Below are 12,145 nucleotides of genomic sequence, written 5' to 3'. Positions count from 1 at the left end.
CGTCACACCTGCTTGATATAGGGCGCCAGCACCGGCTTTACCCGCGCCGCTTCGGGCACGTTGTCTATGCCAATGCGGCGGTCGAGTTCCTCGTGCCAGTGATAGATGCGCCGCTCCTGATAGTTGAGCGACATGCCCTGAAAGCCCGGACCTTCGACCGATTCCTGAATCTGCGGGGCAAATTGCAGGTCTTCGTACAGGATGCGCTCCCAGTTCTTGATGCGCGTTTCCCACAGCGGGTTGGGATTGGCCGGATCGTGATCGGGCGCCACCCAGCTTGACACCACGCGGGTGCGTCGCGTGCCCAGCGGCCAGAACTGCAGCAGCGGAATGCCGGTGGGGGCAGGGGGCATGATGAAGTTGGGATAGATGTTGTAGCTGATATTGTTCTTGGCGGTGAATTCCGAAACCGTGGGGATTTCGGGCATGCCCTTGGTGCCGGGGTCAACCCAGTCTGGCCGCCGGTTGGGCGTAACCATGCGGCTGTGGCCATTGGGCCAGAGCGTGATGATCATCGCGCGGTGATCGAGGAAGCGGTCCACGGTGTTTTCGTGGATAGATTTCAGGTGATAGACCTCAAGGAACGCATCGAGCAGCACCTTGACGTTGCAATCCACCTCATAGCTGCGGCTATCGACCAGCCGCAGCGTTTCCAGCTGCAGTTCCTCCAGATGCGCGGCCATCGGCCCGATATGTTCGATCAGCGGCTGGGCTTGCGGATCGCAGTTGAGGAAGATCAGCGAGCCGAGCAACTCGCACCGCACGGCGGAAAGCGAATGGCAGGCCATATCAAAATCGGGGAAATCGCGCTTGTCGCGCACGGCGGTCAGCTTGCCATCGAGCGTGTAGCTCCAGCCGTGATAGCCGCAGACGAACCCGCGCGATGTGCCTGCGTCTTCCTTCACCAGCGGCGCACCGCGGTGCTTGCAGGTGTTGTAGAACGCCTTCACCTCGCCCGAAAGCGTGCGGCATACGACGATAGGCGTGCCGGTGTTGCGCGTCAGGAACCAGGATCCCGGCTCGGGCAACTGGTCCACATGCCCGGCATAGAGCCATGCCTTGTTCCACATGCCCGTCCGTTCCAGTTCGAGGAAATCGGCATCGACATAGCGAGCGGCAGGGACAGTCGGCAGCGCCGGAAAGCCCTCGGGCGCGTCCTTGCGGTCCCGCTCCCAATCCATGCGGGCAAGGTCTTCGGCGTGTCCAACGTTGATGGCCGGATCAAGCATGGTTTCCAACTCCGCTAAACTTATGTTCTGGGGCGTATGTTCTGAAAATTAAAAACAGACATGTATGCTTGTAAATTACCGCAGGCGCAGATGCAAGCCTGACAAATATTTATGCATTATAGATAGTTAGAGGTATTTCTCTGGTGCCGGGGCAACGAATCTGCATTGCGCGCTGGCCAATTTGCGGGCTTGTGCAAAGGCCAGCCCACAGGCATCGTGCAGAAAGGTTTTGAAGGAAGCGCCATGAACATCCTTGCGGGAATCTTTCACCATGGGCTGATCGTCGACGATATCGACGCGGCCATGGCGGGGATAGCACAGGCTGCGCCGGTTGCCTGGACGCCAGTGCGCGCGTTCGATCCGCTGCCAGTGTGGTCACCGGCAGGCGGGCGGGGTGAAGCGCGGCTGAAGGTGGCCTATGCGCGGCAGGGCCCGATCAGGCTGGAACTGGTCGAAGCGCAGCCCGGATCGCCCTATGATCAGATGCGCGCGCTGGACCGATCGCACATCGGTGTGTGGGTCGATAATCTGGGCGATGCGGTGGAAGACTTCGTCGGGCAAGGGTGGGAGATCATCATGGCAGGTGCTTCACCCAAGCACCGCTATGGTAGCATGGCCTATCTGGTGCGCGAAGGGGGGCCGGTGATCGAACTGGTTGGCCGCGAATTGCAGCCGATGATGGAGGCGTGGTGGCAGGCTGGATGAGCGGTTTTTTGCCGTAACATCAGCAGCATCCTGAACAGCACCTAGATGCACTTAACTGCACCTAGGCGCACCTTACCGCTTCAGAGCACGACCGGAAGCTCGTCCATTGCGGGTGCTGCATCGGGTACGCAAACAGCGATCATGCCGTCTTCGATCCGCACCGGAAAGCTGCGCAGATCCTTGTAGGCCCCGCCGATACATTTCCCGTCCTTCAGATCGAATCGCGCGCCATGGAGCGGGCACATCACTGCGCCGCGCCGCACGCGTCCGGGGGAAAGCAGCGCCGCCTGGTGGGTGCAGCGATCGTTGACGGCAAAGATGCCTTCGTCGGTCTTGGCCAGCAGGACGTGCCAGCCGCCAATTTTGGTGGCGAGCTTACCCTCGGCGGGAAATTCGGCTTCGGAAACAAGGGTATGCCAAGTGTCGGTCACGAATATGATCCTCAGGTCATGCGGATGGTCTTGATCGGATCGCCACCGCGCCAGTTCTTGGCGGCTTGCGCGACCATCGCATAGAAATCAAGCAGGGTGCGCGTTGGGGCATAGATCTCGGTCATCAACCCCAGCGTGGCCGTGGTATCGGCAAAGGCGAAGATGAACCCGTCGGTCATCTCCGCGCGCAGTGCGCAAGGCGCACCGCTTGCAGAAAACCTTGCGATTTCAGCGTCCACATCTTCGGCAAACACGGCGATATGGTGCATGCCCCAGCGGCCCGATCCTTCGGGATAGAGATCGCGGAAGGGGGAGGGGCCGGGATTGTTCTGGGCGACGAATTCCACCATCACATCGCCCCATTGGCCGTAGGCGGAAGTGTGGTCCAGCACCCGCTCCACCCCGCGATGCACTGCGCGGGCCAGCGGGATGTTGTCGGCCACAAAGAACGGCCCCGATCCAAAGGCCGCGTGATGGGCGCGAGCGGCGATGCGCACATCCTCGACAAAGAAGGCGATTTGCCGGACGGGGAGCGTATTCATGCGCAAGTAACGGGATTCATGCGGTTTTCCTATTCTGCGCTGTTCAGCGGATCAACCGCAACTGTTCGAGCATCCTGGCATAGCCCGCTTCACCCACGGCGGCGGCAATTGCTTCTTCCCCCGCGCGCGATGCTGCGTGGATTTGCGGCATGATGGCTGCGCCATCGGGCGACAGCGACAGGTGGATGGTCCTTCCCCCGCCCTGTTCGCGAACGATCCAGCCCCGTTCGGTGAGGCGCGAGACGATCGGCACGAGGTTTGACCGTTCCATGCGCAGCATGCGCCCGATCGAGCTTTGCGTAATACCAGGATTGGCTTCGATCACCATCAGGGTGGCGGCATCGGGGTGACGGATTCGCAAGGTGCCATAATTTGCATTCACGATCTTCAGCGCCAGGTTGGCCGTGCGCACAAGGTGAAAGCCGACCATGGGTTCAAGTGGGTGCTTCATGACGGCTGTCTAACATTCCCGCCCGCGATGTGCATCAGGGAAGCAGTTGGCATTTCACCCGCGCGTATCCGGGCCTTAATTTTCTAACAAATGTTGCTATTGACTATAACACAAAGGCGGGCTTATGTTGCTGTGGCCGGATAAGAGATCGGCGCACCGCCAGGCTCGAATAAGTGCCGGTTTGGGAGGACAAGATGACCAGAAAGCTTCTTGCGGGCGTGAGCCTGCTTGCCTTTTCGTTTGCCGGATCAGCGCTTGCACAAGATGCAGGGCAGACAGAAACGCCCCAATCTTCAGAAACGCAGGCCGCACCAGCTTCGAACGCCGAAATCGTCGTCACTGCGCAGTTCCGCGCCCAAAACCTGCAGGATACGCCGCTGGCCATCACGGCGGTCAGCGGGGAACTGCTGGCAGCACGCGGGCAGACCAACGTTTCCGAAATCACCGCCCAAGCGCCGAACGTGACTCTGAAGCCGCAGGGGCAGGAATTGGGCCCCGGCATCATCGCCTTCATCCGCGGGGTGGGCCAGACCGACCCGAACTTTGCGCTGGAACCCGGCGTTGGCATGTACATCGACGATGTCTATCTGCCGACGCTGACCGGATCGCTGCTGGACTTGACCGATCTAGATCGCGTGGAAGTGCTGCGCGGGCCGCAGGGCACGCTGGCCGGGCGCAACTCGCTGGGCGGTTCGATCAAGCTCTATTCCAAAAAGCCCACCGGATCGAACACCGGATCGCTTGAGGCGACTTATGGCCGTTACAATCGGCTGGATCTGCGCGGGCTGTTCGATCTGAAGCTGTCGGACAACCTGTTCATGCGCGTGGCTGGCGTGACCAAGAACATCGACGGCTATGTCAAGCGGCTCGATTATGCGCTGACGCATCCGGGCACCAATGTGCCGACCTTTGCGCAAGGCGCCGATCCTGAACTCGGCACGCTGGGCGGGCAGTCCTATGCGGCGGGCAAGATCAGCCTGCGCTGGCAGCCGACCGAGACCATCGACATCAACCTGAGCGGCGATTACACGCGCGAACGCAATGAACCGGGCGCAAATGTGCTGCTCTATGCCAATACATCGGCAGTGTTCGACGGCCCCAATGCCACCTTCACCGGCGGGCGTCCGTTCCTGCAAGGCACCAATGGCGCAGGGGTGCCGCTCAATTGCGCGTTCGTGCCGAACGGGGCGAACAGCTGCGATACCATCACCGGGTATGACCGCCGCTTTATCTCCTATGCCACTTATGCCGATCCGGCGCGGGCCGACAGCCAGATGCCGTTCAAGCCGACGTTCACTGAACCGAAGTCGGACCTTGACAACTATGGTCTGGCGCTGACCATCGACATCGATCTGTCCGACCAGCTGAAGCTGAAATCGATCACATCGTGGCGCAAGTATACCGCTGAATGGTCTTATGACTCTGACGGTTCGCCGATTGCCAACAACAACCTGAACCAGATCCAGAAGAACAAGCAGTGGAGCCAGGAGCTGCGGCTTTCGGGCAAGGTTCTGGACGATGCGCTGGATTTCACGGTGGGCGGGTTCTACTTCGATACGCGCGGCACGTACACCGGGCGCATCAACCTGAACTATGCCGGGATCGATTTCCTGCACGGGCCTGATCCGACGCCCGCCCGGAACAAGGCGCTGTTTGCCAACTTCACTTATGCGCTGGCCGAAGGGGCGAACCTGACCGGTGGTATCCGCCAATCGTGGGACGAAAAGGATTACGGTTATGTCCGCCGCAATCCTGATGGAACGGCGATTCAGGGGCCGTGCAACTTCTTCCTTGGTGCGCCCACCGCAGGGCCGGTGGGGCTTGGCAACCAGCCAAACTGCCTGCTGTTCGGTCTGAACGGGTTGACCGCGCAGTTCCGGGACAGCCGCCTCGATTGGCGCATTGCGGCCGATTATCGTTTCAGCCCGGAATTCATGGCCTATGCCCAAGTATCAACCGGCTATCGTGCAGGCGGCGTAAACCCGCGTCCGTTCTTCCCGAGCCAAGCGACCGCGTTTACACCCGAAACCATCACCGCCTATGAAGTGGGCTTCAAGTCTGACCTGTTTGACCGCAAGCTGCGCGTCAACGTTTCGGCGTTCTTCAACGATTACAAGAACATCATCTTGAGCAGCGTGAACTGCCTCGATCTGGCAACAGCGGGCCCCGGCGGATCATCGCAGGCCACGCCATGCCTGCGCCCGTCCAACGTGGGTTCCGCCCATGTGAAGGGCTTTGAAGTTGAAACGCTGCTCCGTCCGACCGAATTCTTCACCATCGATGGGTCGGTCAGCTACCTCGATTTCCAGTACCAGAATGTCGACACGCTCTCGACCGGGGTGACGCTGAACGATGTGACGCCTTATACGCCCAAGTGGAAGGCGGCGATTGGCGCGCAGTATGATATTCCCGATGTGCTGTCGGGCATGGTCACCATGCGGCTTGATGGAGCCTACCAGTCTGAAATCTTTACCGAAGCCGCCAATCTTCGCAGCCTGGCGGTCAGTAGCACGGTTCCGGCCAACGGCCCGGCCACGCCTTCGCCGTTCAGCAATGCTGGCGGTGGCGGGCCAATCACCACGCTGCGCCTGTCCAACCGCATCGCCCCCTATTTCCTCGCCAATGCGCGGCTGGGCTGGCAATCGGATGCCAAGGATTGGGGCGTGACGCTGGAAGTGCAGAACCTGACCAACAAGTACTACTTCCTGACACTGCTGCAGGAAGCGTTCGGTGCAGGCACCGCATCGGGCCAACCGGGGCGGCCGCGCACTTGGTCCGTCTCGGTCCGGCGGACGTTCTGATGAAGGGATGATGGCATGGCTTGGAGTCAGATGGCGTCATCTGGCTCCAAGCTGTTTGGCCAAAGCAGAAAAAAGGATGGTTCGCGCAGAGGGCGCAGAGGAAGCAGAGACGCAGAGATGACGCTTCGGACCGAAGGTCCTTCTATCCCGATCGCCTCGCGCAAAACGCAACGTCCGGATTCGTGAGACGGCTTCGCCGCCGCTTCTACCTCTCTGCGGTCTCTGCCTCCTCCGCGGCCTCTGCGCGAAACCCTTTTTCTTGGATGGAATGACCTTAATCAATCATCCAGCGCGGTGAAGGTGAAGTTGCGGAACTCCGTTTCGCCCGGCCCGGCGGCGTAGAGGCCGGGGCGCAGCATCAGAAAGCCGCCGCGCACGTTGTGGTGATAGCCCGATACTTCCATGCCGCGATCAAACTTGCGCCAAGTGCGCCCGCCATCGCCCGAGGTGTAGTAGCTGACGATATGACGGCGGTTGACCACGCGCATGCGCATTGACGTGCCGTGGGGGTTGGCCGGGCGGCCGCGCTCCATGCCGTACTGGTGCGTGACAAAGCGCTCTGCATCAAAGCCCAGCCCCGCATAGAGCTTGTCATCATAGAATAGCACCAGCCCTGCGGTGGCACCGGGGGCCAGATCGATATCGCATTCGAACTGGTAGGACGTGTCGCCCGCGATCAGCAGCAGCGGGGAACCAGTGGAGGGGGCAAGGCCTTTGCCTTTGAAATAGAGCATGTTGTCGGCAACGCGCACCCGGCTGGCCTCATCAGAAGCAGGGCGGAAGAACGACCATTTGGTGCCCAGTTGCAGCGTGCTGAAATCATCGGACAGCGGCATGCCGTGGGGCAGGGCGGCACCGCCGTTGGGCTTTCGCAGCGGCTGTGCCAAGTCGCCGCCGGTCATGCGGAACCAGCCATCGGCGGTCCATTCCACCGGATCGAGCAGGCATTGGCGGCCCAGCGTCCAATACCCGTTTTCAAAGCCGTGGTAGAGGCTCCACCACGAACCATCCGGCGCTTCGACCAGACTGGCGTGGCCGCGGGACCACCATGCCTCGCGGATGTCGGTTGTGCGCACGAGCGGGTTGCCGGGATGCTGTTCCCATGGGCCGTGGATAGATTTTGACCGCGCGGCGATGACCATGTGGCCAGTGGGCGGGCCTGCGGTGCCGCCGACGGCGGTGATCATGTAGAACCACTGGCCAACGCGGTGGATTTTCGGGCCTTCGGGTGAGAAGCCTTCGACGTCCCACTCATCGGGGTAGCGCCAGGGATCGTAGACGTGTTCGACCGGGCCGACCGTGCGCATGCCATCGTCGGTCAGGCGCACGCGGTCTCCGCCCGAGAGGAACAGCCAGCGCGAACCGTCTTCACCCACGGCATGGCATGGGTCGATATGGGCGTGGAGGCCGAGTGGGACCGGGGCGCTCCACGGGCCGTCGATGTGATCGGCCCAGATCACGAAGATGTCGTTCTTTGGGCTGGCTTTGACCGGGATGTAGAGGAAATAGCGTCCCTTGTGCTTTTCGAGGCTGACCGCCCAGACCGAGCCGATGTTCTTGTGCAACGCGGGCTTGCGCGGTTGCCAGTTTACCAGATCGCGCGAATGCCAGATCAGCAGGCCGGGGTAGCTCTCGAAGCTGGAGAAGGTGAGGTAATAGTCCTTGCCGTCCTTCAGGATGGCGGGGTCAGGCCGATCGCCAGACAGGACGGGGTTGAGGAACGTGCCATTGCCTTGGTCGGCAATACGTTGGTTGTCGAAGCCCCGACGGTGCGTGGAGATTGGACGGGGCGTCGGGACAGTTTTGGCGCTTGCGTTAAGAGGGAGCGCAAGGCCGAAAGCAGAAATCGACGCAGACTTGATCGCATCGCGGCGGTTGATCGTCATAGCGCCAGCCCTGTGGTGCGCGCCCATGCGCGCCAAAGCTCGGGCCAGACTTCTACCGGCTTGCCAATGGCCTTGCGCAGGCCGAAGCCGTGGCCACCATATTCGAACAGGTGCGTTTCGGTGCGGATGGTTTTTTCCTTCAAAGCCGCGCGCAGCAGAAGGGTGTTGTTCACCGGCACGGCATCGTCATCCTCGGCATGGAGCAGGAAGAATGGCGGCGCGTCGCCCGGCACGTTGCGATGTGGGGAATGCGCAGCTTCCCGCGCGGCAGTGGCGGATTTGCCGACCAGCAGCTCGCGCGATCCGGGGTGCGCATCGGGGGCAGTCATGGAGATAACCGGATAGATCGGCGCGGCGCTGTGCGGTTTGGCAGAGAGCGCATCGGCAGCATCTATGGGTTCATAGGTCTTCGTGGCAAATCGCGTGGCGAGATCGGCGCACAAGTGGCCGCCTGCCGAAAAGCCCATCGCCGAAACACGCTCCGGGTCCACGGCAAAATCGCGTGCGCGGTGGCGGATCAGGCGCATGGCGCGCTGCGCATCGGACAGGGCGACGTTCGGCCCGGCCGCCCAGCCCTCTCCGGGCAGGCGATAGAACAGGACGAAGGCCGTAAAGCCGCGTGCCGCCAGCCAGCGGCCCATTTCATAGCCTTCCTTGTCCACCACCACCCACTTGTACCCACCACCCGGCGTGATCAACACTGCCGCGCCATTGGGGCGGTCGGGCCGGAACACCGCCAGGCGCGGGGCGGTGATGCCGTAGACCGCCCGGTCGGTAACGAGGCGGTCGGTTGAGCGTTCGAGAACGGTTTCAGTGAGTGCTTTGGCAGGCTTGCCCGGTGCGCCGTTCGGCCACAGGTCAATCGTTTCGGACGGTTGCGGCAGGCCGGGGGGCAGCGCGCCGCCGGGCACCGCAGGCACCGCCGTTTGCGCAAGGGCCTGCTGCGTCCCGCCTGCCAACAAAAGGGAAGCCGCCATAAACGAACGGCGATCAAATGATGCGGCGTTGGTCATGGCGGCTCCGAGTGTTGTGGCCGGGCGCGGGAGAGGTGAGCGCCCGGCAGGGTAGATTAGGGATCAGTACTTGAAGCGCGCCCCGATCAGGATGTTGCGCCCGAAGTGGTTGTTTTCATAGTTACGGTCGGCAGCAATATCCGTGAAGCGATAGCGATATGTATCGAGCAGGTTGTTACCTTCGACCGAAACCTCCACCCATTCGGCGATCTTATAGCGGATCGAGGCATCAAGGTTGAATTGGCTGCCATAGCCTTCGAGCAGGTTGCCGGTGCCGCTGGCGCCTTCATGGAAGCGGCTGCGATAGGTGCCCATGACGCGCGCCGAAAACTTGCCGTCATCATAGTACAGCGTGCCGTTATAGGCCCACTTCGATACGTTGGCGAGCGTGCTGGTCAGCGTGACCGGGACAAGCGCACCGCGCGGAGTGGTTGCCGGCCCGGCAAGAGTGTAAGTCGCACTGCTATCGATGTACGTGGCGTTGGCAAGGACACCGAAATTGCCGAGGAAGCCTTCGGTGAAGATCTTGAACGGGATTTGCGCGGCCACTTCCACGCCCTTGAGCGTGGCCCCTTCGCCATTGACGATGGTGGTCAGCTGCCAGATCGGCTGGCTGAGCAGATCGGGGTTCAGCACCGCCGGGGACGAGGGGTTGAGCACCGAAACCGGCAGGCCGGTCTGCGCAAAGGTGGCTTCGGGCACCACCGAGCTTTGCGTGAACGTGGCGATTTGCTTGATGAATCCTGCGACAGACAGCAGGGCCTGAGGGGCGAAGTACCATTCCACGGCGACGTCATAATTGGTCGCGCGGAAAGGCCGCAGGAACGGGTTGCCGCTGTTGACGCGGAAGTTGAAGCCATCAGCCGAACCGCCCGGCGTGAGCGAGCCCAGCGTGGGGCGCGTGATCACTTCGGCCACGGCACCGCGGATGATCACGTCATCAGCGGGGTAAAGCGCAAGGTTCGCTGCGGGCAACCAGTCGTCATAGGCGCGCTCAACCGTCGCCTGCACGCCGCTGACCAGACCATAGGAGGACTGTTCGGTTTTCACGTAGCGCATACCGGCATTGAGCGCATAGCGCAGGCCGAACAGTTCGCCCTTGCCATCGAACTGGATGTAGCCGCCCTTCGTGGTTTCCTGCACGCCACGGATGTTGCCCGCATCGGCCACCAGCGGGCGATTGTAGAGCCCGGTCAGCGCAGTCGTTGCATCAAGGTTGGGCACCAGCCACGCATTGGTGTTGCCTGCTGGCTGCCCGGCATTGCCCAGATTGAACAGTTGGGCCAGCTGTGCGGTGACGGGGATGCCATAGACTGCGGTCGGGCCGAACACCGACGAGGCCGAGCAGGTGATCGTGCCCAGCACGCGGTCAAGCCCGCCATTGCCGCACACCGCCGTATCGCGGGTATAGGCTTCGGTATCGAAGTTGAACCGGCGCCACATCGCGCCCGCCTTTACCGTAAAGCCATCGGCCACGTCCCATTCGGTGCGGAACTGCACGGTCTTGAAGCGGTTTTCGACATTCGAGGGACGGTCGCGGATTTCAGCGAGCTGGAAGTTGGCGGGGTCCGTTACACTCGTGCCGAAGGTCAGCTTCGGGCGCTGCATGTCGGTGTAATCGTAGCTGTACCCTTGTGCATCACGATCATCGAAGATCATCGTCGTTTCAACAGGGATATCTGCGGTCGACTTGGAAAATCCGCCGAGCAAGGTGAAGCGCAGGCTATCGGATACGTCCTGATCCCAGGTGCCGCCCACCTGATAAAACTCGGTCGTGCTCTTGCGCAGGTAATGTTCGGTGCGGACCCACGCATCGTTGAGCGTGGCCGAGACCATGTTGTTGTTGGAATCGTAAACCGGGTTCACCACATCGATCGAGCGTTCGTTGCTGCGCAGCAGAACTTCGCCCCACTTTTCGTTGCGGTCGTTGTTGAAGCGCGAATAGAGCCCGTCGATCGAGAACTTTGTGGCGTCACTTGGCGCGAACTGGACCGAGCCGGTCAGGCCCAGACGCTCGCGATCATGTTTCACTTCGCCATAGCGCGGAATGCGCGGGTGAAAGGCCAGCGCAGCCTTGTCGCAAGCAGCATCGCGGCCATTGGTATAAGTGCCGCCAGAGTTCGGACGTCCGGCAAGATTGGTTGCGCTTTGCGTAAAGCAGGGCGCACCATCAACCGAGTCGAATGCTGCCTGCGCCCAGCGCACGGTGTTGTTGCCCAATTCCAGCACGCGGGTCTTCTGGTAGGCTGCGGAAACTGATACGCCGAACGTGCCGGCATCATTGCGCCAGCTGAGCAGCCCGGCAAGGCGCGGGCCGACATATTTGGACAGATCGTTGTAGGTGCCGACGACCGAGGCAACGCCGGTAAACCCGGCCTTTGCGGCCAGCGGGTTGCCGGTGTTGAGATCGACCACCGCGCCCAGCGAGCCTTCGTCAAGCGAGGCTTCGGCAGTCTTGTGCACGACGATGGAGCTGAACAGTTCCGAGGCAAAGACGTTGAAATCGAACGCACGATCACGGTTGGCAGATGCGCCATCGGTGGAGGTGGCAACGGTTTCAAGGCCGTTCACACGCACGCGGGTGAACTGGCTGGACAAGCCGCGAACGGTGATGGCCCGGCCTTCTCCGGCATCACGCGAAATCGAGATACCGGGAATGCGCTGCAACGATTCCGCCAGGTTCTGATCGGGGAACTTGGCAATGTCTTCAGCAACAATCGCATCGACTGCGCCAACCGCGTTCTTCTTTACGTTGATCGCAGCCTGCAGTGACTGGCGGAAACCGGTGACGACGATAGCAGCATCGGCGGCCCCATCGTCTTCTGCAACTTGCGCTTGTGGTTCGGCATCCTGCGCTGTGGCGGTGCCTGTTACAGCAAACGCACCACCGGCCAGCAAAGCCATCCTGAACAGCGAAACGCGTGAACCCGAAATACGCATGCCTAATCCCCTCGTCGCCCTTTTGGGGGCTATTGATACCGGTGTCAAAGGGGCATGCGCCAATCGCGGCAAGCCTTCCAATGCACCACTGCTCCCACGCGCCGATGCTGCAACCCGCAGGGCACCGACAGTCGATCCGGCTTTTGT

The 12,145-nt window shown here is 61.4% G+C and carries 9 protein-coding genes; 2 read left to right on the top strand and 7 right to left on the bottom strand.

The genetic code is table 11. The features are described from left to right. Window positions 1–2: 2 nt before the first annotated feature. Window positions 3–1,229, bottom strand: a complete 1,227-nt coding sequence (locus tag AC2A1F_RS06205) for an aromatic ring-hydroxylating oxygenase subunit alpha (RefSeq protein WP_484207863.1) — start codon at window positions 1,227–1,229, stop codon at window positions 3–5. Between the two features lie 243 nt (window positions 1,230–1,472). Between AC2A1F_RS06205 and AC2A1F_RS06200 the strand changes: the two genes are divergently transcribed. Beyond that, window positions 1,473–1,934: a VOC family protein gene (locus AC2A1F_RS06200; RefSeq protein ID WP_484207862.1), complete on the top strand. Its 462-nt coding sequence runs from the start codon at window positions 1,473–1,475 to the stop codon at window positions 1,932–1,934. 80 nt (window positions 1,935–2,014) lie between these two features. On the opposite strand, the gene AC2A1F_RS06195 is transcribed toward AC2A1F_RS06200, so the two are convergent. The 3 genes from AC2A1F_RS06195 to AC2A1F_RS06185 are packed head-to-tail and all read right to left on the bottom strand — an operon-like array spanning window position 2,015 to window position 3,358. After that, window positions 2,015–2,365, bottom strand: coding sequence for a Rieske (2Fe-2S) protein (locus AC2A1F_RS06195; protein ID WP_484207861.1), 351 nt, complete (start codon window positions 2,363–2,365; stop codon window positions 2,015–2,017). 11 nt (window positions 2,366–2,376) lie between these two features. Beyond that, on the bottom strand, window positions 2,377–2,907 hold the full coding sequence (locus tag AC2A1F_RS06190) for a VOC family protein (RefSeq protein WP_484207860.1): 531 nt from the start codon (window positions 2,905–2,907) through the stop codon (window positions 2,377–2,379). A 43-nt stretch (window positions 2,908–2,950) separates the two neighbouring features. Further along, complete coding sequence (locus tag AC2A1F_RS06185; protein WP_484207859.1) at window positions 2,951–3,358, bottom strand: MarR family winged helix-turn-helix transcriptional regulator; 408 nt, start codon at window positions 3,356–3,358, stop codon at window positions 2,951–2,953. Between the two features lie 194 nt (window positions 3,359–3,552). Here AC2A1F_RS06185 and AC2A1F_RS06180 point away from each other — a divergent pair, with 194 nt between their 5' ends. After that, window positions 3,553–6,159, top strand: a complete 2,607-nt coding sequence (locus AC2A1F_RS06180) for a TonB-dependent receptor (RefSeq protein WP_484207858.1) — start codon at window positions 3,553–3,555, stop codon at window positions 6,157–6,159. A gap of 278 nt (window positions 6,160–6,437) precedes the next feature. On the opposite strand, the gene AC2A1F_RS06175 is transcribed toward AC2A1F_RS06180, so the two are convergent. The 3 genes from AC2A1F_RS06175 to AC2A1F_RS06165 form a co-directional block, all read right to left on the bottom strand. Beyond that, window positions 6,438–8,045, bottom strand: coding sequence for a family 43 glycosylhydrolase (locus AC2A1F_RS06175; protein WP_484207857.1), 1,608 nt, complete (start codon window positions 8,043–8,045; stop codon window positions 6,438–6,440). After that, window positions 8,042–9,022, bottom strand: a complete 981-nt coding sequence (locus AC2A1F_RS06170; RefSeq protein ID WP_484207856.1) for an alpha/beta hydrolase — start codon at window positions 9,020–9,022, stop codon at window positions 8,042–8,044. Before AC2A1F_RS06170 ends, AC2A1F_RS06175 begins: the two co-directional genes overlap by 4 nt. Window positions 9,023–9,121: 99 nt before the next feature. Continuing rightward, window positions 9,122–11,998, bottom strand: coding sequence for a TonB-dependent receptor (locus AC2A1F_RS06165; protein WP_484207855.1), 2,877 nt, complete (start codon window positions 11,996–11,998; stop codon window positions 9,122–9,124). Between the last annotated feature and the right edge of the window lie 147 nt (window positions 11,999–12,145).

The organism is Novosphingobium sp. HNCC26BN242 (assembly GCF_057180525.1).
The sequence above is the reverse complement of the archived record's forward strand: the minus strand, read 5'-3'. Positions and strand labels throughout refer to the sequence as shown.

Bases quoted from the DNA above. Each gene is read 5' to 3' on its own strand.
- AC2A1F_RS06205 (WP_484207863.1), bottom strand. From the start codon at position 1,229: ATGCTTGATCCGGCCATCAACGTTGGACACGCCGAAGACCTTGCCCGC.
- AC2A1F_RS06200 (WP_484207862.1), top strand. From the start codon at position 1,473: ATGAACATCCTTGCGGGAATCTTTCACCATGGGCTGATCGTCGACGAT.
- AC2A1F_RS06190 (WP_484207860.1), bottom strand. From the start codon at position 2,907: ATGAATACGCTCCCCGTCCGGCAAATCGCCTTCTTTGTCGAGGATGTG.
- AC2A1F_RS06185 (WP_484207859.1), bottom strand. From the start codon at position 3,358: ATGAAGCACCCACTTGAACCCATGGTCGGCTTTCACCTTGTGCGCACG.
- AC2A1F_RS06180 (WP_484207858.1), top strand. From the start codon at position 3,553: ATGACCAGAAAGCTTCTTGCGGGCGTGAGCCTGCTTGCCTTTTCGTTT.
- AC2A1F_RS06175 (WP_484207857.1), bottom strand. From the start codon at position 8,045: ATGACGATCAACCGCCGCGATGCGATCAAGTCTGCGTCGATTTCTGCT.
- AC2A1F_RS06170 (WP_484207856.1), bottom strand. From the start codon at position 9,022: ATGGCGGCTTCCCTTTTGTTGGCAGGCGGGACGCAGCAGGCCCTTGCG.
- AC2A1F_RS06165 (WP_484207855.1), bottom strand. From the start codon at position 11,998: ATGCGTATTTCGGGTTCACGCGTTTCGCTGTTCAGGATGGCTTTGCTG.